The organism is Microbacterium sp. LMC-P-041, from assembly GCF_030209555.1.
Lineage (GTDB): Bacteria > Actinomycetota > Actinomycetes > Actinomycetales > Microbacteriaceae > Microbacterium.
The window spans coordinates 125,476-151,512 of the sequence record NZ_JARVRV010000006.1 but is presented as its reverse complement, the minus strand read 5'-3'; the positions used below and the strand labels follow the sequence as shown (position 1 = coordinate 151,512).

Sequence of the window (26,037 nt, the reverse complement as noted above, 5' to 3'; positions counted from 1 at the left end):
AAGACGCTACTTGATCGCTCCGGCGCCGATGCCCTTCACGATGTGGCGCTGGGCCATCAGATAGAAGATCACCACGGGCACGATCGAGATCGTGGTCGCGGCGAGCAGGATCTGCTGCTGCGGCGTCTCTGCGGACGTGAACGCGGTGAGACCTCGCTGGATGGGCATCAGCGCGTTGTCGTCGAACAGCACGAGCGCCATCAGGTACTCGTTCCACGCTCCGAGACCCTGGATGACCGCCACGGCTGCGAGCCCTGGCTTCGCGAGCGGCAGGATCACGCTCCAGAAGATGCGGAGCGGTCCGGCCCCGTCCAACGCCGCGGCCTCTTCCAGGTCTCGAGGCTGGCTCACGAAGAAACTGCGCATGATGAGGGTCGACATGGGGATGCCCGATGTGATCAGGATGAGGACGTAGCCCACCGGGTTGTTGGTCAGACCGAGCGAGATCAGCAGCTTGTACTGCGCGAGGAACATCGCCGGAGCCGGAATGATCATCACCGCCAGGATGATGAACGTGAAGACGCCCTTGCCTGCGAAGTCGAGGCGCGCGAGCGCGTAGCCCGCCAGGCTCGACACGATCAGGATGCCGGCGACGGCGCATCCCGTGTAGATCACGCTGTTGCGCAGATACGTGCCGAGGTCGCCCTGCACCCAGGCGGTGATGTAGTTCTGCCACTGAGGGTCAGCCGGCAGGAAGGTGTCGTTCGACAGCAACTCGGTGAGGCTCTGCAATGACCCCGAGAGCATCCAGAGCAGAGGCAGCAGCGCTGTCAGCGCCGCGATGATGAGGAGCCCGTAGAGCCCCACTCTGTCGGCGCGGATGCGACGACGCGGTCGCGGCCGGGGCTGGTCGATCGTGGTCTCCGCCTCCTCGACCGGCGGCTGGGTGATGAGTGTCATGCGCGGGACCTCCGCCCGGTGATGGCGAGCTGGAGAACCGAGAGCAGCACGAGAGCGCCACCGAAGACCACGGACATCGCGGCCGCACTTCCGTAGCGCCAGTTCACGAACGCCTCGTTGAAGATCGCGAGCGTGGGAACCATCGTGTGATAGCCGGGACCGCCGTTCGTGAGCACCTGCACCGTTCCGAAGATCTGCAGAGCGGCGAGCAGGGTCAGCAGGCTCACGATCGAGGTGACCGGCGCGAGATGCGGCCAGGTGATGTAGCGGAACTGGGTCCACGGACTCGCGCCGTCGAGCTCCGCAGCCTCGTACAGCTCCTTGGGCACATCCTGCAGCCCTGCGAGGAACAGCAGGAAACCGAACCCCCAGTGGAACCAGACGAAGACCGCGGCCACAGCGGGAAGGGCCACAGAGGGGTCCCCGAGCCAGTTCTGCTGCAGCGCGCCGAGACCGACCATCTCGAGGACGCGATTGAGCACGCCTGACCCCGGCGCGAGGATGAAGGAGAAGAGCAGACCGACGACGACGACCGAGAGCACGCCGGGCAGATAGAAGACGGTGCGGAAGAAGGTCTTCCCCCGCGTGATGCGGTTCACGGCGAGCGCCATCGCGAGTGCGACGCCGTTGCCGACGAAGAAGCCGACCACCCCGAAGAACAGCACGTTCCTCATCGACGCCCAGAAGACGGGATCGCTTGCGATGAACTCGTAGTTCGCGAATCCGACCCAGGGGGTGTCAGGGCTCACGCCGTCCCACGACTGGAAGCTGAGGAGGATCGCCTGCCCGAAGGGGACGATCGTGAAGATGCCGATCAGCGCGATGGCGGGTGCGAGGAACAGCCAGCCCAGCAGGTTGGCGCGCAATGAGCGCTTCCTGCGCGGCGCCCGGGTGGGGCGCCGCGCAGCAAGCGGGAGAGAGGAGGTCGTCATGACACTCGGTCTTGGGCGGCCTGGATGTTGGCGAGAGCCTCGTCGATCGTCGCCTCACCCAGCACGACCCGCTGAGCCTCGGCGACGATCGCGGTGCGCACGTCGGTCGCGAACGTCGCGGACATGACCTGGACAGTCTCGACTCCCGAGGCGAAGCCCGCGAGCTGCGTCGGCACGTCGCCACTCGAGAGCAGTTCGGGGTTCGTCGGCAGGATGCGGCCGACCTCGGCGAACACCGCCTGCTGCTCGGGCTCGGTCAGCCACTTCACGAACGCGAGCGCCTCTTCGGGGTGCTCACCCTTCGGGTTGATGACCGCGCCCTTTCCGGGGACGCCCGGGGAACGGGGATCCTCGGTACCGCCGTCGACGACCGGGATGCCCACCGAGAAGTAATCCTCGAACTCGGGGTTCGTGCGAAGGCCCACGGAGACACCGGGAGACGCGTCGAAGATCGAGCCCATCGCCTGGGTGAAGAACGACGACTCCACGTTCGGGTTGTCGTCCTGACCCCCGACGAGCGCGTCGTTGGCGATCACGCCGGCGTCCTTCATGTCGACGAGCACCTGGAAGGCCTCTCGCCAGGCATCCTGCTCCCAGCTCTCCTCACCGTTGAAGGTCGCGGCGATCTCGTCGTCGGTGAGCCAGTTGGAAGCGATCGCCTGCAGGAACTGCGGCGTCAGCGACGCCGCGACCGAGAAGCCGGCGGCACCGTCATCCGCATCGGCGAGGGCCTCGATGAAATCGCCGGCCGTCGTCGGGGCGTCGTCCAACGTCATGCCGGTGAGCGCCGGGTTCACGAGGAAGCCGTACGTCTGCGTCTCCCAGTGCACGGTGTAGATCCCCGGGGGAACATCGAGATTGTTGCCTTCTTCGAAAGTCGACATCTCGATGATCGCCGGGCTGAAGTCATCGCTCCACTCGCCCTCGAGCTCGGACGACAGGTCCATCGCCCAGCCCGCCTTGTAGAACGGCGCCATGTCGGTGGCCTGGAACGAGGAATAGATGTCGGGCATCGAGTTCGACTGTGCTCGCGCCTGCAGCTTGGGAAGGTAGTCGGCGGGTCCGGGCGAATCGATCGTGACGGTGACGCCGGTCTCTTCTGCGTACTGCTCGGCGAGCTGCGTGAGAGCGGCTTCCTGGCCGCGGGACTGGTTCATGAACGTCAGCTCGACGTCCTCTGCCTCCCCCGGGGACTCCGCCGGCTCTGGCGAAGAGCATCCCGAGAGCGTGATCGCGGTCGCGAGGGCGATGCCGCCTGCAGCGAGCGCCAGGCGGCGAATGCTGCGGGGAGAATGTGTGTAACGCGTGGTCCTCATCATTGAAAATCCTTCGAACGATGAACCGTCTGGCGGTTCGGGATCGGTTGCTGCGTGGGCGTTCCGGCGTCGATCGTGATTGTGTCAACCGGTTGCCCTTTAAGGAATCATCCTCTCTCTCATGCGATGCGCGGGAAGGTCAGACGGCGGCGGAGGCCGCGTGAGACGGCGAGGGCGATGGCGCTGGCGCACCGTCATAGGTCACCCGCCACCCGTCCGGCTCGCGATCACCGGCGTCGATGGCGCGGACGATGTGGGCGATCGCGGCGAGCAGCCCGCCGTTGGCCGGCAGGTACAGCGACAGGAAGCCGGGGATCTGCGGATTGTGTCCGTTCGCGAGGAACTCGTTCTTGGGCGACGGCAGCAGGAGAGCGTCGAACGCGAGTGCGAGATCGCCGAGCCGGGCCGCGGTCATGGCCATGACCGGGTAGTCCCACCCCCAGCTGGATTGGAGGTCCCACCGATCCCACACGGCGTCGAGCGTCGCGCTCATGATGTCGGCGTCGATGATGTCCGTCGGCGGGAGCCACCCGAGTGCCATGAGCATCGACGGGTGGTCCTTGCGGATCAGGTGCGGCGGCGAACTCAGCGCGGCATACGTTCCGTCGTCGAGAAGCGTCGGCATGGTCATGTTCTGCGCGACCCGCTCCCACTCAGGCTGCACCCCGAGCCCCAGCTGCGAGCGCCACTCGTTGGCGACCTCGAGAGCCCAAGACCAGTACGCCAGTTCGAAAGTCGGGTCGGCGTTCGTCCCGCGGTCGGCGAGATAGCTCTCCTGCGCGGGGATGATCGGTGGCGGCAGGTGGAAGGCGCCGTCCCGCTCCTCGACGAAATCCGCCATGAACTCCGCGGTCGCCTCGACAAGCGGGTAGTGCGTTCGCAAGAACTCCGAGCCCCGGCCCTCCTGCCGCAGCAGCTCGAGAAGGTGGATGATGTGGGGCTGCTGCCACACCAGGAAGACGCCGATGTTGCTCGGCGACTCGGCCGCCGAGGGGTCGGTCTGCTTCGGCCAGCGGGCACCGCGATACCCCTGCCACTCGGCCGTCGAACGCGCGGCGTCGAGCGCACTGTGGTACCAGCCAAGACTGCGCTCGAGCAGGTGCCCCCGCCCCCACAGGGCGAAGTGCGCGGCATGCCACCAGTGCATCTCGAGGTGGAACTTGCCGGTCCACGTGTTGTAGGTCAGCCCGGTCTCCGCAGGCGGGGTCGATCCCGCACTGTTGACGGCGGCCAGATACTGCGACAGGACGACGCGACGCTCGAGTTCGGTCGCTCGCTCGTCGTCGCTGCCTTCGAAGGAGACGGCGACGCCGCTCGACCAGTACTCCTCCCACCACGCCTCTGCGGCACGGGCGACCTGACCATACGTCGGCTGGCGCAGATCGTCGGCCGAGTCATCGGCATGCAGGGAGACGACGACCTCGAGCCGCTCTCTGTCCGATGTGGCGACGGTGGCGTCGGCTCCGCGGAGCGCAAGAGCACCGTTCGTCGACATGTCGACCCGGTACGCCGTCGTCTCGATGCGACGACGACCTGTCCAGCGACCGGGGGCACGGCGTTCCCACTGAGTGGACTCCTCCAGCGGCAGCTCGAATGTCGCGAGATCGTCCGGCTGAGTGTCGAAGATCCACGCGACACCCCATCCGCGCTGAAGCAGTGGCGATTCGACCGACACCGCGAAGACGTCCTTCTCGGGATGGGCGACGGTCGTCACGGTGACCGGCTCTCCTTCGAGCACGAACTGTGCGTGCACACGACCCGACCAGAGATCCAGTTCGGTCCTCGGCTCCCTCACCGCGGTGACATCGATGCGACCGGGTTCACCCGCCGGCAGCGTGAGAGCGAGACGTCCGAGGTGGGCACGCCGCGGGTTGTAGTGGAACCAGGCACCGGCCTCGAACTCGTCGGCGATCTCATCACCAGCCCTCTGCAGTCCCATCCGGTCGAAGTACGGAACCGCACCTCGAGCCGTGTCGTACCGGGTGACCGTCTCGTCACGATCGAACTCTCGTGTCGTCCTGGTGCGATACCAGCCCCACGACGACTGCGTGCGCAGCGGAATCTGGAAGTCATCCGCGTCGAAGACCCGCACTCGCTGCTCCGGCAGCCCGTCGATGCCGGCGACCGCCACCCTGAGGGGATCGGGAACCAGCTCATGGGCCTCGGGAAACGTCTGGAGCCCCGTGATATCGACCGTCAGAGCAGCATCTCCGTTGCCGACGGTGAGGACTCCGGTGGGATGCGCCGCCGTCAGCACAGGATTGTGCCGTCGCACGAGGCGACGGCGATCGACGGTCGACGCAGGCATCTTCACCTTTCCCTCGACTCAATTCTGAGTCGACTATTACTTTGGCCGGATGAGCATAACATTGCCTGAGCGCCACACTCAAGAGCAATCGGAAGGACCCTGATGGCCCAGAAGAGAGGTCCGTACGCGAAGTCGGACCAACGACGCCAGGCACTCAGCAGGGCCGCACTCGACCTCGTGCGCCGGCACGGGCACCGCAACGTCTCGGTCTCGGACATCGCCGAGCTCGCCGAGACGAGCGAGGCGACCGTGTTCTACCACTTCCCCACCAAGGAAGCCCTGTTCATCGCCGCGCTCGCACAGCACGACGAGGAGAACATCCGCGCGCGGGGGGCTGAGGCGGGCGCGATCGCCGAGATGGGCGAGCGCGCAGAAGCGGGCGTGCAGCGCACCAACTACGCCCGCCTCTACAACGAGCTCGCCGGGGCTTCCGCCGACCCCTCACACCCGGCGAACGGCTTCTTCCAGGCGCGCTGGGCGCGATCGACGGCTGTCGTCGCCACCGACATCCGCCGACTGCAGCAGGCCGGTCGGATCGACGACTCCATCGATCCGGATGCCGCGGCGCATCTTCTGCTGGCGGCCTGGGAGGGCCTGCAGCTGCAGTGGATGCAGGGGCCGCCGTTCGACATCCGCGCCCGGATCGAATCGCACATCCGCGCACTGCTCGGTGCGGGCGCGCTGGACTGACGCGCCCCGACCACTGTGAGCCGGGCTCACACCCCGCCGTCGCCGCCTCCCTCACGATTCCGCCTCGCGACATCCCCGAGCCACCCCAGGCTGGGCTTGGGATGACGCTCGAAGGTCTCGCGATCCACGGCGACGAGGCCGAAGGTCGGATCCCAGTGACCCCACTCGTAGTTGTCGAGAAGGCTCCAGTGGATGTAGCCGCGAACGTCGATGCCGTCGTCCATGGCCTCCGCGAGGGAGCGGAGGGCCGCGTCGGTGTAGGCGATCCTGCGCGCGTCGTCGGACGTGGCGATGCCGTTCTCGGTGACGACGACCGGCACCTGCGGGAGCACCTCTGCCGTGTGGCGCACGGCGATCCCGAGGGCGTCCGGACGGTAGGCCGTGCGCACCAGCGTGTTGTCGGGGCGCACGGGGTGCGGCTCGATCCCGTCGAGCCCGACCCACTGAGCCGAGTACGCCTGTACGCCGATGTAGTCGTCATCTGCGGCAGCTTCGAGATACAGGTCCTCCCAGACGTACTCGAGCTGGCGCCGCACCTCTTCAGCCCCGGGACGAGTCTCGAACGCACGGTTGGCGACCGACCACCCGATGCGGGCATCGGTCCGCTCGCGCAGGATCTCGCGTGCTGCGTGGTGCGCCTCGATGAGGCGTCGACCGATCTCCTCCGACGGCGCCGGCTTGACCGGACGCGGGGTGTCGGCTTCGAGCGTCGGGCTGAGCCACTCGGTCTCGGAGTCCGGGTCGAGTGCAGCCTCGGCCTCGCCCACCATGATCGCGAGCATGTTCGGCTCGTTGATCGTGCAGACCCATTCCACACCGTCGAGGATCGTCGCTGCGACCTCGACGTACGCACGGAATCTGTCGATGGCATGCGGCGAGCGCCACCCTCCCTCTTCGGCGAACCATCGCGGCGACGTGAAGTGATGCAGCGTGACGAAGGGCCGCACCCCTGCCTCCAGCGCGGTGTCGATCATTCGCCGGTAGTGAGCGAGCTGCACGCGTGAGAACCGGCCGGGAGCCGGCTCGATGCGGGCCCATTCGATCCCGAAACGATAGGTGTCGAGGCCGGAGGCGGCGACGAGAGCGATGTCTTCGGGGTACCGGTTGTAGCTGTCCAGAGCGTCGCCGCTGCGATCGGCTCCGGTCATGTACGGCTCCTGCATCCAGAAGTCGCTGTTGACGTTGTTGCCTTCCACCTGATGCGGCGCGCTGGCCGCACCCCAGAGGAACTCCTTCGGGAACGTGGGCATCGATGCTCCAATTCTGAGTCAACTAGTAATTTCAGAAGACTAGCGGACACGTCGCGGAGTCCTCAAGCAAGGATCGCGACGGGCGCCCTTCGCCCGCCGCGACCCTGGCAGGCGGATTCACCCGCCGTTGGACTGACGGATGCCCTCCCCGTAGGCCTCGAAGGTGTGCACGAAGCCGCCCGCCGGCCCGCTGACGACGAGGTATCCGTCGGTCGTCCCCGGCGCGATCGCGATGTTCGTCGCCGACTCGAGTCCCTCACCCGGCACGCGGATCGTACCGATCTGCTCTCCGGTCTTCGCGAAGACCACGATCTCGGCCTTCTCGTGGAACATCTGATAGATGTTCCCCTCGGCGTCGACCGCGGTCGAGTCGATGCGTCCGATCCCGCCGTCGACGTGGATCGCGGGATACGCCGAGACGACGCGGGTGCGCGTCTCATCGAGGGCGAAGTAGTCGATCCGGTTCGCGTTGTACTGCGCGACCCAGAGCCCCGCATCCTCTTCGTCGAAGACGACGCCGTTCGGGGAAGGAAGGTCGCCCGCGAGGGTCGACGCCTGCCCGTCGGCGCCGATCCTCACCACACGCCCCGGAGTCTCCCATCCTGGCCCGTCCATGCCGCGGGTGTCGGTCACGAACATCGTGCCGTCGGGATGGAACGCGATGTCGTCGGGCAGCATCGCGATGCCGTCGACGTCGCCCGAGAAGTGCACCTGCGGGTCTTCTCCGTCAGCCGTGATGCTCATGACACCACCGCCGAGGAAGTCGGTGAGATACAGGCGCCCGTCGTTCGGATGGAACTGCGCCGAGGTGAACGCGCTCGTCTCATCGGTGAAGACCTGGTCGACGTCGCGCTCGTCGACGTCGACGCGCAGGACTTTCGCCTCCCCGGCGGGCGCCATCACGTCGACCATGAACAGCGACCCGTCTTCGTGAAAGGTCGGCCCCTCGAGCAGCGTCCCTCCGGTGAGCTCATGCGGCTCCGTCACCTGGAGCAGCTCTTCCGAGCGCTGTTCCGCAGCGGGCCCGTCCGATGGAGCGTCGGTCTGCGCCGCATCCGGAGCCGCCGGCGCGCACCCGACGAGCAGAGCCACCACCCCGATCGCACCTGCCGCGGCCGCCAGCGCCGCCCTCACGCCGACACCCCGATCTCCGACGACTCGCGCACGCATTCGTCCGCATCGTCGACCACGAGCAGCTCCGCCATGTCTCCCGCACGCCACTCGCGCAGGAGTCGATGGAAGGCCACCGGCCCCGGGGAGTACGTGAGTCCGCCGATCGTGCGCGAGCCCTCACCGTTGTAGTAGCCCGGCGTGCACTGGGCCTGGAAGTCCGAGACGTCCCTCGAGGTCTCGGCAACAGTGCGGCACCAGGCATCCTCGGCCTCAGCGGTCGGCTCGATGCGGCGAGCGCCGACCCGCTCGGCCCGCTCGATCACCGCGGCGATGTGCGTCGCCTGCTCCTGCAGGATGTGCACGAAGTTCACCGAGTTCGCGTTCTGCATCGGGCCGAGTTGGAACAGATTCGGGAAGCCGTGCGTGGTGAATCCGTGCAGCGTCCGCGGGCCCATCCCCCAGGCCTCGAGAAGAGCTCGGCCTCCCCGCCCGGACACGGGCAGGGTGCCGGACACCACGCCCGACACTCCGACATCGAACCCGGTGGCGAAGATGATGCAGTCCACCTCGTACTCCGCCTCACCCACCACGATCGATGTCTCGGTGAGCGCGGTGATGCCGTGCGTGTCGGCCGTGTCGACGAGGGTCACGTTGGAGCGATTGAACGCCTGCAGGTAGAGATCACTGAACCCCGGCCGCTTGCACATGTACCGGTACCAGGGCTTGAGGGCGGCTGCGGTCGCCGAGTCGTCGACGATCTCGTCGACCCGGGCGCGCAGCGCATCCATCTTCACAGCGTCGTCGAGCTCCTCCCGCAGCAGGCGGTCCTGCTCCGATACAGAGCCGTCGACGCTGCCAGAGAGGATGCTCCGCTGCAGCCGGTTCGTCGAGGTCCACCCGTCCTGCACGAGCGATTTGACGGGCTCGCCGGCCAGCACCTCGAGGAAGTTGTCCATCCGCTCGCGCTGCCAGCCCGGCGCGAGGGTGCGCGCCCAGTCGGGATCCGTCGGACGGTTGTCGCGCACATCGACGGTCGAGGGCGTGCGCTGGAAGACCAGGAGCTCACGCGCGTGCTCGGCGAGGTGCGGAATCACCTGCAGGCCCGTCGCCCCCGTGCCGACGACCGCGACGCGCTTGTCGGCGAGCTTCGTGAGATTCCCCTCGGCGGATCCGCCGGTGTAGGCGTAGTCCCAGCGGCTGGTGTGGAAGGTGTGCCCGGTGAAACGCTCGATGCCCGGGATGCCGGGGAGCTTCGGCTGCGTGAGCGTGCCGGAGGAGGTGATCACGTACCGCGCGCGGAACACGTCACCTCGATCGGTCTCGACGACCCACTCGGATGCATCCTCGTCCCAGGTCAGCCCCGTCGCTCGGGTATGCCCGACGAAGTCGCGGTAGAGGTCGTAGTGCTCCGCGATGCGCTCGGCGTGCTGACGGATCTCCTCGCCAGGCGCATAGCGCCTGCTCGGGATGTATCCCGTCTCTTCGAGGAGCGGCATATAGACATACGATTCGATGTCGCAGTGGATGCCGGGGTAGCGGTTCCAGTACCAGGTTCCACCGACGTCGCCCGCCTCGTCCATGAGCCTCACCGAGCCGATGCCGGCGTCTCGCAGCCCCGCACCGGTGAGCAGCCCGCCGAAGCCCGCCCCGATCACCAGAGCCTCGACGCGATCCCGCAGCGGCTCTCGATCAGTGCGGGGGGTGTAAGGGTCCTTCGCGTAGTAGCCGTACTCGCCGAGAGCCGATCGATACTGGGCCGCCCCGTCGGGGCGGATGCGCCGATCGCGCTCCTGCGCGTACTTCTCCCGCAGTGCCCGCAGCCGCGCGACCTGCTCCTGGGTGGCCTGTGCCTGGTCGGTCATGGTTCCGTCCTCCTGTCGCCGGGGCTCGGGCCAGGTCGACGCGAACTGGGGACGGCGTGAACCTGAACCCGACACGACCCCGGATCGGTTCCTTCACAGAAGGTTAGCTCGAAGCTAAGTAAATATCCCTGGGAATCGCCTCGGAGCGCGTTACGGTACTGAGGTGAGCGATGACCGGAGACGTGCGGAGGCATTGGAGAACATCGATGCCCTCACGCTGGCGGTATCAGTGCGCTCACTTCCCCGCATGATCGGCTCCCTGCTGAGCACGCAGCTGACGATCCAGCAGCTCAAGGTACTCACGTCGATCGTCGTATCCGACCACAGCACGATCAGTGGCCTCGCGTCGTCGTTCGAGGTGTCGCTCGCCACGATGTCGAAGCTCGTCGAGCGCCTCGTCGACCAGCACCTCGTCGAACGACTGACGGATGCAGTCGATCAGCGTGTGCGGCGCCTGGCGCCCACGGCTCTCGGGCGTGACGTCATCGGGAAGATCATGGCGGCGCGCCCCGAGATGGGCGCCGACATCCTCGACGGGCTGACGATCGACGAGCTGGAATCCCTCGCCCTCGGCCTGCGCGCGATCAATCGGGAGCTGCAGGCCGCGGCGATGCACGACGACTGATCCACGCCGTCAGCGGGCGCCGGAGAACCCGCCCGCGCCGGCGAAGGATCCGGGTCCTGCTGCCCGCGTCGTCCCGTCGGGGAAGACCACGGTCGCGCGACTCCCTGCCGGGATGTCCGCCTCGACCACCAGCTCGTCCCCCTCGACGCGCCACTCCACGCGGATCCGCCCCTGCGGAGTGTCGAGATGCCCCTTCGCCCAGCTGACGCCGCCGCCGGGGAGCGGCGCGATCGTGAACGCCTCCCATGCTGCCGAGTCCGCATCCTGACGCAACCCGAGGGTGTGCGTGTGGAGGAAGCGGATCACCGCACCCTTGCTGTAGTGGTTCAGCGACTCGTGGGCGACGCCCTCGTCGTCGATCCCCTCCCAGTCCTCCCAGATGGTCGTCGCTCCCCTGTCGATCATGTACATCCACGACGGAGCGCTGCGCTGGAAGAGCAATTCGTAGGCGACGTCGGCGTGCCCGCTGTCGGCGAGAACCGGCAGCAGGTCTCCCGTCGACAGGAATCCGGTGCCGAGATGGGTGCCGGCGTCGCGGATGAGTTCGACGAGGCGCTGCGCAGCGGTGGCACGAAGCGATTCCGGGATGAGACCGAACGATAGTGCCCGCACATAGGCGGCCTGAGTGTCCTGCACCGTACGCCCGTCGTCCGTGACGAACTCGGAACGCCACGCGTCGAGCACGCGCTCGGCGATCGCGGCATACTTCGCCGATTCACCCGTGCGACCGAGCACGGCCGCGGCATCAGCGAGGATCCGAGTCGAGCGATACAGGTAGGCCGTGCCGACCTCTCCCTTGTCGGCCATGAACCAGGCCATGGGGTTCGTCTTGATCGGATCCAGGCGCGAGCCGTCCTCCGCCTTCGCGACGGGCTCGGTCCACTCCCCCCAGTGGAACGTGCCGTCCCACAGATACTCCTCGTGCGGCAGCGGCTCGGCGGAGCGCTCGACGCGAGAATGATGCCGATTCGCGCGCGCGGCCCCGAGCTCCCACTCGACCCACCGCACCATCGCGTCCCAGTTCTCTTCGAGAACGCGAGCGTCGCCGTATGCGGTGTACATCTCCCAGGGCACGAAGGTGATCGCGTCACCCCACCCGGAGGAGCCCGTCATCATGGCGAACTGGTCGTCGAGCTTGTGCTTGATGCGACGGCCGTCAGGGGAGAAGTTCGCGACGCGACCGTCGTCGAGCTGATCGTCACGCACCGACTGCAGCCACTTGCGAGTGAACCCGAGCACGTCGTACAGGCGCGCGGCGGTCGGCGCGAACACCTGGTAGTCGCCCGTCCAGGCCAGACGCTCACGCGTCGGGCAGTCGGTCGGCACATCCACCGCATTGCCGCGGAAGCTCCAGTCGGCGATCTCGTGCAGCCGGTTGAGGTCGGGATCGCTCGACTCGAAAGATGCGGTGCGACGCAGATCCGTCTGCACGACCTGCATCTGCGCGGACGCCGGTTCGAACGGAGCACCCTGACGCGTGATCCGGGCGAACTGGAAACCGTGAACCGTATGACGCGGCTCGAAGATCTCGCCCCCTCCGGCTGAGACCACTTCGTCGTGCTGCACGAAGACGACGTCAGGCTCGCCCGGCTTGGTGGAATCGAGGTGTGCGGTGCTCACGTCACCGTCAGGCCCGACGTACTCGCCGTAGTCGATCGCCGTGCGCGTTCCCGCCGGACCGAGATCGGTGAGCCGCAGCCAGCCCGAGGCGTTCTGACCGAAGTCGAGCACCCAGGTGCCGTCCGCGATGTGGTTCCCGTTCACTGCGTCGCGTGTCTCGACCACCCGGATGGGCGGAGCCGGCGACCAGGAGATCGGCGGACCTTCGACCGCGCCGACGATCACGGCTTCCGCAGACCCGGCATCCGCACGGAAGTCGGTCGTCTGCCCGTCCATCAGGTCGGCGCGGATCACTCTGGACCGAGCGCTGGTCCAGTCTCCGTCGGTGCGGATCACCTGTCGCGAGCCGTCAGAGAGCTCGAGGTGCAGTTCAGCTCGAGCTGCGAGAGTCGTGCCCCACCCGGCCGGCAGACGGAACGCCCCGACCTGCCCGCGGTACCAGCCGTCGGAGAGCTCGATCTCGAGCGAGTTGGTGCCGTCGGTCAGCAGGCGTGTCACGTCGGCAGCCTGGGCGTAGAGGGTGCGGTCGTAGGACGTCGACCCCGGCGACAGCTCGGCCGTGCCGACCCGCTCGCCGTTGATGCGAGCTTCGTAGACGCCGAGAGCGGTCGAGTACAGCCGCGCCGAGACGACGCCGGAGACATCGAACCGACGGGTGAGCGAATGAGCGGGGCGCGCCCCGTATCCGGGGTCATCGTGCTCGACCGGGGTGATCCAGGCGGCAGTCCAGTCAGCGTCGAGCAGTCCGCACTCGAAGGTTGCCCACTCGGACCATTCTGAGAGAGTGTCGCCGCTTGTCGCGCGCGCTCGCCATCGGACCCGCTGACCGCTGGACAGCGCGAGCCACGGCCACTCGATGAAGAGGTGCGCGTCGGCGGCGAGCGGCACCAGCGCCCGACGCTCACCGTCGACGATCGCCTCGAGTTCGAACCCGGTCCACGCCGCGCCGACCGGAACCGTGAACGACAGCCGGGGCGAAGCCTCGCACACGGTGAACTCGTCGCCCCCGCTGTCAATCCGCAGGTCATACGGCGCGGTGGGCACGGATGCCGGGTTCGATGTGAGCGTCATCTCAACGCACTCCCTTAACCTTGAACATGATGATCAGACCGCCGATGAGGGCGAACACTGCGCCGATCAGGTAGAGCAGCGTGTAGTTCTTCTCGGCACCCACGGCCCCGATCGTGATGATCAGCGGAGCGATCAGCGGTGCGATCGCGCTGGGGATCTTCTGGGCGAACGCCACGACGGCCATGTAGCGGCCGGACTCGGCGCGGTCGGGAATGATCGCGTACACGATGGCCTGATCGACGGTGGCGAACACGGCGATCGCGAGCTGCATGAGCACCGCCCCCACGATGAGCTGCGGCAGCGACCATGCGAACGCCTCGGCGAGCGCTCCCCCGATGAAGATGAAGGCGGCCGCGAGCACGAAGAGCCGACGGCGCTTGAGCTTGTCGGACAGGAATCCACCGAGCAGCGCGCCACCGGCAGCAGCGACGACTCCGAGCATCCCGACGGTGGCGACGACACCCGCGACTTCGCGGACCGGCAGGTCGAGACGCTGGGCGTAGAAGAACGTGCCGAAGGTCGTGTTGAAGTACAGGCCGATGAAGAACACCATGCGGCCGACCCAGTTCCACGCGAAGTCCGGGTACTTGCGGGCGTTGAAGCCGTAGCCGGCGATGACCTTCTTGAGCGTCACCGACGAGTCGACGACCAGGTCCTTCGAGCTTCCCTCCTTCTTGAAGGTCGGCAGCAGGACGAGCAGTACGACGCCGATCACGGCGGGGACGAAGAACACCAGGAAGGTGCTGTACGACACGGCGTAGGCGATTCCGATGCCGAGCACCGGCGCGACCTGCGTCATCAGACCGGTGAGGGCCGAGACCTTGCCGCGCTGCTCCTCGGGAAGCTTGTCGGCCTGGAGGGTCTGGATCGCCGCGCCGGCGGTCGACCAGCCGGTCATCGCGACGACCCACCCCGCACCGACCAGCAGCAGGTTGGGGGCGAAGCCGATGATGACGGCCCCGACGATGCCGAGTGCGGCGCCGAGGAACAGGAACGGGGTGCGACGCCCGAAGCGCGACCGGGTGCGATCGCTCCAGATGCCGATCATGGGGCTGAGCACGAGGAAGATGAGCTGCGCGGTGCCGGTGACGTAGCCGAGCACCTCTTCGTGCCCGGGGGCGAGCTCGGTGATGCGCAGTGCGAGGCCGTAGGCCAGCGGGACCATCATCGCGATGGACGCACCGAAGTTGGCCAGCATCAGCCAGAAGATATATCCGCCGCTGACCTTCGCGGTCGGCTCGGAGCCGACGGGGGTTCCCTCCAGCGGAGTGCCGTCAGGCGTGTTCCCGCCTACCGGCTGTGCCGCAGCGATCGAGTCGATCGTGTCGTTGCGGTCGAATTCACTCTTGGTCACCTGGACTCCTTCATCGTTCAGTGATCCGCGGCGCCCTCCACTGGGCGTCCCTCGCGAAATGTGATCGTCAGCAGTTTGGCAACCGATTGTCGATCCTGAGCGATAGTAACCACTTTGGTAACAGAAGGCAAAAGTGAGAGGGTGAGAGCATGACGTCACCGCCGACCGCCGAGCCCGCCCCACGCCGCCGAGGACCGAGCGCGACCACCCCGGCGAGACGCGCCGAGATCGCTGAAGCCGCTCTCGCGAGCTTCGCCGAACACGGCTACGAACGGGCGTCACTGCGCGACATCGCCAGTCGCGCCGGCCTCACCCACGCCGCACTGCTGCGACATTTCTCCGGCAAGGAGGAACTGCTGCCCGCCGCCCTCGCCCAGCGCGAGGAGCACGAGGAAGACCTCGCCGCTCGGATCATGACGGCGCACGTGCCCGGCGAGCAGATCCTGAGCGCCGTGCTCGCCGACGAGTTCGCGCACCCCGACTTCCAGCGCAACTGGCTGGCTCTCACGGTGGCCGCCACGAACCCGGAGCATCCGGCGCACGACTTCTTCCTCGGGCGCCGCGAGCGCATGCGGTCCCGCTTCACGGACGGGCCCCTCCCCACCAAAGAGGACGAACTCCTGACGGCAGACGAGAAGATCACCCTCGTCCTCGCCATGGTCGACGGCCTGCGCATTCAGGCGCTGCTCGACCCGTCGCGAGACGCTCTCGGACTGCTGACGATCTTCATGAAGCTCATCGCAGCGCAGCCGCCAGCGGCATCGTCGGAGGGCGCGTAGTGAACGAACGCCCGCTGAAGGCGATCCAGCAGATCCAACTCGGCACTGTGCTGTCGACCGAGCAGCAGGCACGCGAGACGCTGGGCCGGCTCGAGCGTGCCGGGTTCGAGGGCATCGAGCTGAACGGCTTCATGACCCGACCGACGCCCCTGTTCGTTCGGGCGCTGACGAGAGCGTCCGGGATGCCGGTCGGCCGCGGCGGACGGCTCGATTGGCCGGAGCTCATTCGCAGCACCTCGCTGAAGGTCGTCGGCCTCCACGAAGACCTCGGCACTGTCGAGCGCGAGCCGGATGCGGTGATCTCGCGAGCGGCGAGCTTCGACACCAGACGCGTCGTCATCACCGGCATGCACCGGTTCGATTACACCGACGAGGCACAGGTACGAGATCTTGCCCTGCGGCTCAACGCCGCGGGCCGCGTGCTCGCCGCCGGCAACGTCTCCCTTCTCTACCACAATCACAATGTCGAGTTCCGTCGCCTGCCATCGGGGCGCACGGCATTCTCCGTCCTCATTGCAGAGACGGACCCCTCAGCCGTCAACTTCGAGTTCGACTGCTATTGGCCGACTGCGGCAGGGGTAGACGCCCTCGCACTCATGCGCGAACTCGGCGAGCGGGTCGTGCTGTGCCACATCACCGACCGCGGCACCCGCCGCCGAGGCTCTTCGCTGACCCCGATCGACGAAGCGGATGCCGTCGAGCTGGGCCTCGGGAACATGGACATCCCCTCGTTCATCGAGCAGGCGAAGCTCTCGGGAACACGGGCGGTGATACTCGAGACACACCGCAACTGGATCGAAGGTTCACCGATCAGGAGCTTCGAGACGAGCGCGAAGGTGCTCAATCGTCATCTCGGGCAGCATTCGCCTCTGTGACCGGCGGCGACCGAACGGGGAGCGCCTAGGACGGAGCACGTCCGAACTTCAGAAGGACCTTGCTGGACTGCGTCGGATCCGCCGCGATCGCGAAGGCCGCTTCGGCCGATCGCCAAGGCTCCACATGGCTGATCACCGGGGCGATCCGAAGCCTCTTCTGGGCGAGCGCCTCGATGACCTCGTCGATCTCGTCGTTGAAGCGGAACGAGCCGAGGAGATCGAGTTCTTTGGCGATCGCCAGCGCGACCTGCACGGGCTGCGGCCCGCTCGGCAGCAGCCCGACCATGGCGACTGCGCCTCCGCGGGTCGCCGCACGGATCGCCGTGTCGAGACCGCGATGACTTCCCGATGACTCGACCACGACGTCGGCATCGATCGCCGAGACGTCTGCCTCATCGGGCTGCTTCAGCAGGACATCCGCCCCCAGCTCCTTCGCGACCTTCAGCGGCCGGTCATGCAGGTCGATGGCGGTGATGTGGCGCACGCCGCGCGCCCGGAGCACGGCGATCGCGAGGAGCCCGATCGGACCGCACCCCACGACCAGCGCCGAGAGGTCGGTGACATCGCCGATACGGTTCACTGCATGCCAGGCGACGCTGGCGGGCTCGATCAACGCCGCTTCCTGCAGATCCACCGTCTCGGGGAGCGCCCGGAGCATTCCTGTCGGCATCGCCACTCGCTGCGCGAACGCCCCGTCACGGTGCGGGAACCGGGCGGCGGACCCCAGGTAGCCGCCGCCCGCGATGTTCGGTCGGTGCGCGGGGTGACGTACGTACTCGGTCGCCGGAGTGGCCGGGTGCACGGCGACGCGCGTGCCCTCCCAGGGCCCGCTGCCGTCGGCCGCAGCGCGGCTGACGACCCCCACTACCTCGTGGCCGAGCACCATGGGGGCGCGCAGGATCGACTCCCCGGCGGCACCATGCGTCCAGTAGTGCAGATCAGAGCCGCAGATGCCTCCGTAGACGATGTCGATCACGGCCTCGTCAGATGCCGGCAGGGGCTCGGCGATCTCCTCGACGCGGAGGTCGCCGGCCGCGTGGATCACGATCGCGTGCGGAACGGCCGCCATCACACCACCGCCGTCATTCCGCCGTCGACGAAGACGACCTGTCCGGTCACGAATCGGGATGCGTCGGATGCCAGCCAGATCACGGCGCCTCCGATGTCCTCCGGCTCTCCCCAGCGCCCCACCGGGGTGCGCCCGAGCACCCACTCGTTGAATGTCGGATCATCGACGAGAGGCTGGGTGAGTTCCGTGCGGATATAGCCGGGAGCGACGCCGTTGACCCGTACGCCGCTTGCCGCCCACTCAGCCGTCATGGCCTTGGTGAGGTTGCGCAGGCCGCCCTTGGCTGCGGTGTACGCCCCGATCGTCGGACGGGCGAGATCGGTCTGCACCGAGCAGATGTTGACGATCGCACCGCCTCCGCGCTCGACCATCGCCCGCGCCGCGGTCCGGCCGACGAGGAAGGCGCTCGTCAGGTCGGTACGGATGACTCGCTCCCAGTTCTCGAGGCTCACGTCGAGCAGCGGCTCCCGATGCTGCATGCCGGCATTGTTCACGAGGATGTCGATCTGCCCGTCGGCCTCGATCGCGCGGATGCCGGTGATCACCGACTCCTCCTCGGTGATGTCGAACGCGGCTGCGGACGCGGCGTCCGCCCCGAATTCCCGGCCGAACGCCGCAACCGCACCCTCCACGACGGCGATGTCGCGGCCGTGGACGATGACGTGCGCGCCTGCCTCGAGCAGCGAACGTGCTATGGCATGGCCGATGCCACGGCTGGAGCCGGTGACGAGCGCGCGCCTTCCGGTGAGGTCGAACGGGTTGGTCATGATCTCTCCGATGGGTCAGTAGTACTCGACGGTGTCGACGACATTGCGCAGCGCAGCCCCATCGAGGAACCGGGTGGCGTTGTCGGCGAAGAGCTCGGCGATGCGGCGATCCTCCCGCGCGTCGAGCGCAGCGGTGTGCGGGCTGACCAGCACCCGAGGGTGACCCCACAGGGGGCTCTCGTCGGGCAACGGCTCGACCTCGAACACGTCGAGTGCGGCGAACCCGATGACCCCTGATTCCAGGGCATCAAGCAGCGCCGCCTCGTCGACGACCGTCCCTCGACCGACGTTGACCAGAGTCGCCCCCGGACGCAGCGCGGCGAGGAATCGCCGATCGACGAAGTGGTGGGTCGCATCCGTACCGGGAAGCGTGGTGACGACGGCGTCCACCTCGGAGAGCACCGAGGCGACGTCATCGGGGCGGACGGTTCGCGAGACTCCGGGTACTGACGCACCGCTGCGCGACGTGCCGATCACGGTCGCGCCCACGGCCGACAGCTTCTGGGCGACCGATGACCCGATGCCGCCGAGGCCGAGCACGAGCACGGTCTGCTCCGACACCTGCGACATCAGCCAGCGACCGCTCCATACCCGATCTTGCTGCTGCTTCACGAGGCGCGGCAGATGCTTCGCTCCGGCGAAGACGCCGAAGACTGCGAACTCGGCGAGCGCGTCGCCATGCACGCCCGCCGACGTCGTGAAGACGACGCGGTCGAGTTCCTCTTCGCTGAGTGCGGCGGCCTTCACCTGGCCGCCACCACCGGCCGCCATCGTGTGCACCCAGCGCAGCGAGGGATTCATCCGGATGGTGCGCGCGAGTGCCGACGGGTCGACATCGGGGATGCCGTACAGCGCGTCGGCCGAGTCGACAAGCTGCTCATACGCCGACTGCTGCGCAGGCGTCCGTCGGAACGACGGGTCACCGGAGAAGTCGGCCGGATGCCGCATCGGCGGCAGCAGCGTCTGATCGACGATCAGGTCGATGCGCGGCTCTCTCGTCGTGAGCAGCTCGCACAGTTCCGGCGCGAGAGGAGCAGCGACGACCGCGCGGAGACGTGCCCTCATCGCAGCGCCTCCACAGCAGCGGCGATCTCGGCGACGGCGGCGTCGATCGTGTCGAGATCGGTGGCGAACGAGATCCGGAAGAAGGGCGAACGACCGTAGGCCGACCCCTGGATCACGGCGACGCCCGCGTGATCGAGCAGATACAGCGTCACGTCCTGGTCGTCCTCCAGCACCGTGCCGTCGACCGTGGTACGGCCGATCAGGCCTGCGCAGTCGACATAGAGGTAGAAGGCTCCGTCCGGGACGAGCGGCATCACCCCGTCGATGCCCTGGAGACCGGCGACGGCCGCATCGCGGCGGGCACGGTACACCGGCACGGACTCGGCGATGAAGTCCTGCGGGCCCTCCAGTGCGGCGGCTGCAGCGGCCTGGCTGATCGACGACGGGCACGACGAGGTCTGCGACTGCAGCGTGTTGATCGCACCGACGAGCGCGGGGTCGCCCACCGCATAGCCCAGGCGCCAGCCGGTCATGGCGTATGACTTGGATACGCCCGAGACCACGAGCACCCGGTGACGCAGGTCGGGTGCGACGGCGGCGAGGCTCGGAGCGGGCGCACCGCCGAACGAGATCTCGCTGTAGATCTCGTCCGACAGCACTGAGACGTGCGGGTGGCGACGCAGCACGTCGGCGAGAGCTGCGAGCTCATCCTCTGTATGGATCGCACCGCTCGGGTTGCCGGGGCTGTTCAGGATCAGCCACGTCGTGCGTTCCGTGATCGCGGACTCCAGTTCCGCCGCGCTGAGTTTGTAGCCGTTGTGCGCAGAGGTCTCGACGATGACGGGTGTGCCCTCGTTCGCACGCACCATGTCGGGGTACGACACCCAGTAGGGCGCCGGGATGAGGACTTCATCACCGGCATCCACCGTCGCCATCAACGCGAGGAAGATGACCTGCTTGCCGCCGCCGCCGACCGTGATCTCGGCGTCGGAGTACTCGATCCCGTGCGTGCGCAGCAGCGACCCGCGGATCGCCTGGCGAAGGCGCGGCGTGCCGTTGACTGGGGTGTACTTCGTCTCGCCCGCGTCGATCGCGGCGATCGCCGCCTGCTTGATGTGCTCGGGAGTGTCGAAGTCCGGCTCGCCGACGGTCAGGTCGAGGATGCGGCGCCCCTGCGACTTCAGCTCGCGCACCCGCGCCGCCGCGGCGGTGCTCGGCGAGGGCTTGATACGGCCGAGGCGCTCCGCCGCGCGGAACGACGACGCGATCACGTCGGTCATGACGGGTCCTCGATGTCGGACGTGAGACCCTTCGCCTTCAGCACCTCGGAGAGGTTGCAGAGCTCGATCGTGGTGCCGCCGGCCCAGTACTTCGTGATCAGTTCGGCCTCGTGGGCATCCCGGGCGGCCGACAGCTCGGCGGCCTCCCGCGCCTCCTCCCGCCGGACGACGACGACGCCGTCGGCGTCTCCCTTGACGATGTCGCCTGGGTGGATGATCTCGCCGGCGAAGACGACGGGCTGGTTGAGGGCGCCGAGGGTCTCCTTCACCGTGCCCTTGATCGACACGCTCCCCGAGAAGACCGGGAGTCCGAGCTCGCGCAGCTCCTGCGTGTCACGCACCCCGGCATCGGTCACGAGAGCCGCGATGCCCTTCGCCTTGCAGGCGTTGCCGAGCACATCGCCGAACATGCCCGCCTCGGCGAACTCGCCCGCCGATACGATGAGCACGTCTCCCGGCTGCGCGTAGTGGATGGCGACCTGGAGCATGAGGTTGTCCCGCGGAGCGCACACGACCGTGAAGGCCGAGCCGACGAACGACGTGTCGCGGTCGATGGGCTTGATGTTCGCATTCAGGGCGCCGCGGCGGCCCTGTGCCTCGTGGATGGTCGCGGCGGTGAACTCGCCGAGGCGGGCGATGTCGGCGGCGTCGGCGCGCTCGATACGGGTGGTGACGTGAACCATGGTGGTGTCCTTACTCTGCAGCCTGGAGTGCGGCGTCGCGGCGGTCGAAGGTGAGACCTCCCGGCACCTGGAAGGTGGGCATCAGCTCGACGAGTCCGATGTTGACGTGCGACGGCGCGTCGACCGCGAACTCGATCGCCGAGACGACGTCGTCGACGGTGAGCGACTCGAAGCCCTCGTAGTAGGTCGCCCAGGCCTCGGCATCCGTCTCGGGGGTTCCACCGAGGTTGCGTGAGAAGATCTCGGTCTCGATGCGGCCGGGGCTGAGCTCGGTGACCCGCACCCGCTTGCCCAGTGCGTCGTTGCGGAGCTGACGCGAGAGCTGATGAACGGCCGCCTTGGTCGCGTGATAGGCGGTGTGGCCGAAGAAGTTGTAGTGCCCGGCGATCGAGGAGATGTTCAGCACATGGCCGCGATCCCGCTCCACCATCCCGGGGTACAGCAGACGCAGGATCTGCATCACCGCGGTGAGGTTCACCTCGACCAGGTCGTCCAGATCCTCGGCGGAGGAGCTCAGGAGGTTGCCCGCGCGGCTGACACCTGCGCTGTTCAGCACGATGTCGGCCTCCACACCGTCGAGCGCACGGGTGAGGGCATCCGTGTCCCGCACATCCAGTGCGTGGGCGATGACCCCCCTCTCTGCGAGCTCTGAGAGCCGCTTCTCGTCGCGCGCGATCGCGTGGACGGTGAGCCCCTTCGAGAGGAAGAGGTCGATCGCCCCTCGCCCGACGCCGCTGGTGGCGCCGGTGACGACGGCTACTTCGTAGTCGGAGAAAGTCATAGCAGGGTCCTTCCGGTGGTTGACAGGGAGAGCGCGTCGAGAGCCGCGAACACGGCTCCGACACGAAGACGGAGAGCATCGAGGGCGACGAGGTCGGCACGGGTGCGCGCAGCGGCCTCCGCCGACGAGACGCGGCGGAACCGCAGCCTCTGGCCCGGGCGCACCTGGGCGAGCACGTCGAGCGAACTCGAGGTCACGACGGCGAGCACGGGGTATCCGGCGGTGACCCCACGGCCCCGGTGCAGGACGAGCAGCTCGTCTCCGGGCGGCACCTCGACCGCCCCCACCGGAACTCCCCGGGAGAGCACCTCGCCGCGGCTGATGCGTTCGGGCAGGGGCCCCGTCATCCGCAGTCCGATGTGGTTGCTCGTCGGGGTGACGAGGTACGGCTGCTCGAAGAGGCGATCCGCCGTGCCTGCGAAGTCGTCGATGTCGGGGCCGTCCGTGACGTCGACGACGAACCCTGCGGGGATCCGCGGCACGTCGAGGCTGTACAGCTCTGCGGTGAAGTGGTCGTTGAAGAATGGCGAGGTCTCGTGGCGAAGGGCGAGCGACGAGCCCGCCGAGAGCCGACCGCCGAACCCGAGAACCGAGTCGGGTGCACAGCTGCCGAGCAGCAGCGGCACCTCGAAGGAGCCTCGCACAGCGAGGTAGGCGCGCAGGCCCCCCTGCAGCTGCCGAAGCGCAACGGACTCCCCCGCCCGCACCGACACCGGCTGGCCGCAGGGGCGTCCGACCCCGTCGATCGTGAGATGGCCGTCGGCGCCGGTGACCGCGATCAGGATGTCGATGTCGGGGACGAACTCGAGGTCGAGCGCCGTGATCTCGAGCAGCGCCGCGTTCTCGGGGTTGCCGACGAGGATGTTCGCGATCCGCGCCGATCGCTGGTCGAGGGCGCCGTTCACCGGCACGCCGTATCGTGGGCCTCGTCGGCGTCCGAGATCCGTGACCTGCGTGGAGCCGGCCTCGACGATGGTCAGGATGCCGGCGCTCATCGCGCCACCATCCGCGTTCCGAGCAGCGACTCGTACTCCTCGGGGCCGATGGGAGTGAACCGGATGAGGTCACCCGGCTCGTAGGGCACGAAAGGCTCGGCATCGAGATCGAGGACCGTCAGGGGCGTGCGTCCGATCAGCGGCCATCCGCCAGGTGCTGCGGCGGGGGTGATCGTCGCCTGACGGCCGGCGACCGAGACGACGCCCTGCGGGACATGCGCGCGGGGACTCGCGAGGCGCGGCACCGGGTTCGGGAAGGGAGGACCGTCGAGCATCGGCGACCCACCGGGAGCGCCGAGACACCGCACGACGTAGGTGGGCTCGCTGTGCAGACGCACGATCTCCTCCGCGCTGAGACTCTGCGCCGCGGCGACCGTCTGCAGGTCGAGCTCGCCGTCGAGGTCGTACAGCACGGGCACGTCGAACGTGCGCGGGGTGTCGGTGAGCGGACGATCGTGGTCGAGTCCCTCGATCACATGGGCGAGGTAGTCGCCGAGTCGGTCGAGCGACACCTCCGCCGGATCGATCTCGATCAATGCGGCGTCATAGGTGGGGATCACGCACTCGACACCGGGCACGTGCGCCGCGTCGACGAAGCGCGCGAGGTGATGGACGAGACGCCACCCCGCCTCGCGGTCGGCCAGGACGCTGACCACGCGCAGCGCGGAGTTGCCGCTGGATGAGATGACGACGGATGCCTCTGACATGGCGACTCCTCACTCCAGCCAGTCCGAGAGGGGCGCGATCTCGACGCCGGCCGCTTCGAGGCCTTCGCGGATCTCGCGAGCGAGATCCACCGCACCCGCGGTGTCGCCGTGCACGAGCACCGTGTCGCACGCGACCGGGATCAGCACGCCGTTGCGGCTCTCGATCACTCCGTCGACGACCATCCGCACCGTGCGGCGCCGGATCTCCTCGCCGCCGTGGATCACGGCACCCGGCTCGGTCCGGGGCACCAGAGTGCCGTCATCCTCGTACGCCCGATCGGCGATGCCGACGATGCCGACGCGGAGCCCGGCCGCCCGCGCGGCGTCGGCGAGTCTGCCGTCCTGCGCGAGGACGATGAGCTCGGGGTCGATGCGCTGCGCCGCAGTGGCGACGGCCTCCGCGTAGTCCTCGCGCACCGCGACGAGGTTGCCGAGACGCCCGTGCGGGGCGATGTGAGTCACCGTCGTGCCATGGAATGCCGCGAAGGCCTGCAGTGCACCGAACTGGTAGAGGACGTCGGTGCGCACCTCGTCGGCCGTCAACGCCATCTCGCGCCGCCCGAAGCCCTGCAGGTCGGGGAACGACGGATGTGCGCCGATTCCGACACCGCGCTGCACGCAAGCACGCACCGTCTCGTCCATGATCTGGGAGTCGCCCGCGTGGAAGCCGCAGGCGATGTTCGCCGAGGTGAGGATGTCGAGAAGAGCCGCGTCATCGCCCATCCGCCATGGTCCGAAGCCCTCGCCGAGATCTGCGACCAGATCGATCCTGCGTGTCATCGCCAGCTCCTCTCCTCATCGATTCCGCTGTGGGAATCAGGCTAGGACGGACGACATCAGGAGTCCTCAACTCATGCCACTTACGTGCCGAAAATCTCGCTAAGTTCCTGTATTTGCGGGGTATCGGCGTCCTCACTTTGGCAAATTCCTTGCCATTTGCCTTTCCCCGACGGCGCCTGTTCGGTAGTGTCGTCGACACGCGCATCCGCAGGAGGAAACCCATGGTCGTTCCCGCACGCCGAGTCCAGCGTCGCGTCACTCTCACCGAGATCGCCGAGGCTCTCGGCGTCGCACCGTCGACGGTGTCGCGCGCCCTGTCGAATCCGAACCGGGTGAGCCCGGCGATGTACGAACGCATCACGAGCAAGGCGCAGGAGATGGGCTACACCTCGGCGCTCCTCCCCGCCGCCGAGAACCGTCTCGCCCGCGGCACCATCGCACTCGTCCTCCCGAACCTCACCAACCCGTTCAACCTCGACGTGACGCGCGGCGCGCAGGCGCAGATCCGCGCAGCCAGCTATCTGCATCTGCTCGTCAGCACCGAGGAGTCGCTCCCGATGGAAGAGCAGTGGCTGCGGGAGATGGCACGAACGGTCGACGGAATCGTCGTGTCGTCCCCTCGGATCGACGACGAGGCGCTGCGCGCCATCTCGCAGATCGCACCGACCGTGATGATCAACAGGGCAGCCCCCGGGCTGTCCGGCGTGGTGATCGACACCCCGGCGGGGCTCGCCCAGGCCGTGCTTTATCTGAACTCGCTCGGCCACACGCGCATCGCGTACGTCCGTGGACCTCACGGGTCATGGACCGACCACACGCGATTCGATGCGATCACCGCAGCCGCCGACGAAAGCGGCGTCGACCTCATCACGGTCGGTCGATATCAGCCGACGCTCGCGAACGGGGCGGCAGCTGCCGATGCCGTCGTGCTCACCCGCGCCACTGCCTGCATCTTCTTCAACGACGTGCTGGCGATCGGAGCGCTCGATCGCTTCCGGCAGCTCGGCGTCTCGATCCCCGACGACCTCAGCGTGGTCGGGTGCGACGACATCTTCGGCTCCTCGTTCTCGCATCCGCCTCTCACCACGGTCACCTCGCCCGGCGAGAGCGCCGGCCGCGCCGCCGTCGACATGCTCATCGGCCGGTTCTCCTCACGCGACCGCTCCGACCGCATCGACCACATCTCGGCGCACCTGACCGTGCGGTCCTCGACGGGCCCGCTGCGGAGCTGACACCGGCGGCGGCGCAGGAGCCAGACAGGCAAAGGACCCCGGA

23 protein-coding genes are annotated in these 26,037 nt (G+C 67.8%); 5 read left to right on the top strand and 18 right to left on the bottom strand.

What is annotated here, in order from left to right; genetic code table 11:
* Window positions 1-6: 6 nt before the first annotated feature.
* The 4 genes from QRN21_RS13505 to QRN21_RS13490 all read right to left on the bottom strand — a co-directional run bounded on the left by QRN21_RS13505 (window position 7) and on the right by QRN21_RS13490 (window position 5,456).
* Entirely contained in the window at window positions 7-900 is an 894-nt protein-coding gene (locus QRN21_RS13505) for a carbohydrate ABC transporter permease (RefSeq protein WP_056514761.1), read from the bottom strand.
* A complete protein-coding gene (locus tag QRN21_RS13500) occupies window positions 897-1,832 on the bottom strand; it encodes a carbohydrate ABC transporter permease (protein WP_285364496.1) in 936 nt (311 codons plus the stop codon). The genes QRN21_RS13505 and QRN21_RS13500 overlap by 4 nt, the downstream gene beginning before the upstream one ends.
* Entirely contained in the window at window positions 1,829-3,148 is a 1,320-nt protein-coding gene (locus QRN21_RS13495; RefSeq protein ID WP_285364495.1) for an ABC transporter substrate-binding protein, read from the bottom strand. The genes QRN21_RS13500 and QRN21_RS13495 overlap by 4 nt, the downstream gene beginning before the upstream one ends.
* A gap of 139 nt (window positions 3,149-3,287) precedes the next feature.
* A complete protein-coding gene (locus QRN21_RS13490) occupies window positions 3,288-5,456 on the bottom strand; it encodes a hypothetical protein (RefSeq protein ID WP_285364493.1) in 2,169 nt (722 codons plus the stop codon).
* A 102-nt stretch (window positions 5,457-5,558) separates the two neighbouring features.
* Here QRN21_RS13490 and QRN21_RS13485 point away from each other — a divergent pair, with 102 nt between their 5' ends.
* Window positions 5,559-6,146 carry a TetR/AcrR family transcriptional regulator gene (locus tag QRN21_RS13485; RefSeq protein ID WP_285364491.1) on the top strand — a complete coding sequence of 196 codons (588 nt, stop codon included), beginning with the start codon at window positions 5,559-5,561 and terminating at the stop codon, window positions 6,144-6,146.
* A gap of 26 nt (window positions 6,147-6,172) precedes the next feature.
* Here the strand turns inward: QRN21_RS13485 and QRN21_RS13480 are convergent, their stop codons facing one another.
* The 3 genes from QRN21_RS13480 to QRN21_RS13470 form a co-directional block, all read right to left on the bottom strand.
* Window positions 6,173-7,396 (bottom strand): family 1 glycosylhydrolase, encoded by a 1,224-nt coding sequence (locus tag QRN21_RS13480; protein WP_285364489.1) that lies wholly within the window; start codon window positions 7,394-7,396, stop codon window positions 6,173-6,175.
* A 117-nt stretch (window positions 7,397-7,513) separates the two neighbouring features.
* Window positions 7,514-8,566 (bottom strand): SMP-30/gluconolactonase/LRE family protein, encoded by a 1,053-nt coding sequence (locus QRN21_RS13475; RefSeq protein WP_285364488.1) that lies wholly within the window; start codon window positions 8,564-8,566, stop codon window positions 7,514-7,516.
* The gene (locus QRN21_RS13470; protein ID WP_187250215.1) at window positions 8,527-10,371 is read right to left on the bottom strand and encodes a flavin-containing monooxygenase; all 1,845 of its coding nucleotides are present in this window, start codon (window positions 10,369-10,371) and stop codon (window positions 8,527-8,529) included. Before QRN21_RS13470 ends, QRN21_RS13475 begins: the two co-directional genes overlap by 40 nt.
* 163 nt (window positions 10,372-10,534) lie before the next feature.
* Here QRN21_RS13470 and QRN21_RS13465 point away from each other — a divergent pair, with 163 nt between their 5' ends.
* Complete coding sequence (locus tag QRN21_RS13465) at window positions 10,535-10,996, top strand: MarR family winged helix-turn-helix transcriptional regulator (RefSeq protein ID WP_187250214.1); 462 nt, start codon at window positions 10,535-10,537, stop codon at window positions 10,994-10,996.
* A gap of 9 nt (window positions 10,997-11,005) precedes the next feature.
* Here the strand turns inward: QRN21_RS13465 and QRN21_RS13460 are convergent, their stop codons facing one another.
* Together QRN21_RS13460 and QRN21_RS13455 are read right to left on the bottom strand one after the other, a co-directional pair.
* A complete protein-coding gene (locus QRN21_RS13460) occupies window positions 11,006-13,687 on the bottom strand; it encodes a family 78 glycoside hydrolase catalytic domain (protein WP_285364487.1) in 2,682 nt (893 codons plus the stop codon).
* Between the two features lies 1 nt (window position 13,688).
* Window positions 13,689-15,041 (bottom strand): MFS transporter, encoded by a 1,353-nt coding sequence (locus QRN21_RS13455; RefSeq protein ID WP_285364485.1) that lies wholly within the window; start codon window positions 15,039-15,041, stop codon window positions 13,689-13,691.
* A 149-nt stretch (window positions 15,042-15,190) separates the two neighbouring features.
* On the opposite strand from QRN21_RS13455, the gene QRN21_RS13450 reads away from it, so the two are divergent.
* Complete coding sequence (locus tag QRN21_RS13450; protein WP_285364482.1) at window positions 15,191-15,820, top strand: TetR/AcrR family transcriptional regulator; 630 nt, start codon at window positions 15,191-15,193, stop codon at window positions 15,818-15,820.
* Window positions 15,820-16,695 carry a sugar phosphate isomerase/epimerase family protein gene (locus tag QRN21_RS13445; protein ID WP_285364481.1) on the top strand — a complete coding sequence of 292 codons (876 nt, stop codon included), beginning with the start codon at window positions 15,820-15,822 and terminating at the stop codon, window positions 16,693-16,695. The genes QRN21_RS13450 and QRN21_RS13445 overlap by 1 nt, the downstream gene beginning before the upstream one ends.
* Window positions 16,696-16,720: 25 nt before the next feature.
* Here QRN21_RS13445 and QRN21_RS13440 read toward each other — a convergent pair whose 3' ends face one another.
* From QRN21_RS13440 to QRN21_RS13400, 9 genes are read right to left on the bottom strand one after another with little or no spacing between them, the layout of a single operon-like run.
* Window positions 16,721-17,764, bottom strand: coding sequence for a zinc-binding dehydrogenase (locus tag QRN21_RS13440; protein WP_285364479.1), 1,044 nt, complete (start codon window positions 17,762-17,764; stop codon window positions 16,721-16,723).
* Entirely contained in the window at window positions 17,764-18,531 is a 768-nt protein-coding gene (locus tag QRN21_RS13435; RefSeq protein WP_285364477.1) for a glucose 1-dehydrogenase, read from the bottom strand. The genes QRN21_RS13440 and QRN21_RS13435 overlap by 1 nt, the downstream gene beginning before the upstream one ends.
* A gap of 15 nt (window positions 18,532-18,546) precedes the next feature.
* Window positions 18,547-19,596 (bottom strand): D-2-hydroxyacid dehydrogenase, encoded by a 1,050-nt coding sequence (locus QRN21_RS13430; RefSeq protein ID WP_285364475.1) that lies wholly within the window; start codon window positions 19,594-19,596, stop codon window positions 18,547-18,549.
* On the bottom strand, window positions 19,593-20,816 hold the full coding sequence (locus QRN21_RS13425; RefSeq protein ID WP_285364474.1) for an aspartate transaminase: 1,224 nt from the start codon (window positions 20,814-20,816) through the stop codon (window positions 19,593-19,595). Before QRN21_RS13425 ends, QRN21_RS13430 begins: the two co-directional genes overlap by 4 nt.
* Window positions 20,813-21,499, bottom strand: coding sequence for a 4-carboxy-4-hydroxy-2-oxoadipate aldolase/oxaloacetate decarboxylase (locus QRN21_RS13420; protein ID WP_285364471.1), 687 nt, complete (start codon window positions 21,497-21,499; stop codon window positions 20,813-20,815). The genes QRN21_RS13425 and QRN21_RS13420 overlap by 4 nt, the downstream gene beginning before the upstream one ends.
* Before the next feature lie 10 nt (window positions 21,500-21,509).
* Entirely contained in the window at window positions 21,510-22,280 is a 771-nt protein-coding gene (locus QRN21_RS13415) for an SDR family oxidoreductase (RefSeq protein WP_285364470.1), read from the bottom strand.
* Window positions 22,277-23,275 carry a 5-oxoprolinase subunit C family protein gene (locus QRN21_RS13410; protein WP_285364469.1) on the bottom strand — a complete coding sequence of 333 codons (999 nt, stop codon included), beginning with the start codon at window positions 23,273-23,275 and terminating at the stop codon, window positions 22,277-22,279. The genes QRN21_RS13415 and QRN21_RS13410 overlap by 4 nt, the downstream gene beginning before the upstream one ends.
* The gene (locus QRN21_RS13405; RefSeq protein ID WP_285364468.1) at window positions 23,272-23,982 is read right to left on the bottom strand and encodes a 5-oxoprolinase subunit B family protein; all 711 of its coding nucleotides are present in this window, start codon (window positions 23,980-23,982) and stop codon (window positions 23,272-23,274) included. Before QRN21_RS13405 ends, QRN21_RS13410 begins: the two co-directional genes overlap by 4 nt.
* A gap of 9 nt (window positions 23,983-23,991) precedes the next feature.
* Window positions 23,992-24,762, bottom strand: a complete 771-nt coding sequence (locus QRN21_RS13400; RefSeq protein WP_285364467.1) for a LamB/YcsF family protein — start codon at window positions 24,760-24,762, stop codon at window positions 23,992-23,994.
* A 221-nt stretch (window positions 24,763-24,983) separates the two neighbouring features.
* Between QRN21_RS13400 and QRN21_RS13395 the strand changes: the two genes are divergently transcribed.
* The gene (locus QRN21_RS13395) at window positions 24,984-25,994 is read left to right on the top strand and encodes a LacI family DNA-binding transcriptional regulator (RefSeq protein ID WP_285364466.1); all 1,011 of its coding nucleotides are present in this window, start codon (window positions 24,984-24,986) and stop codon (window positions 25,992-25,994) included.
* The last annotated feature ends 43 nt before the right edge of the window (window positions 25,995-26,037 follow it).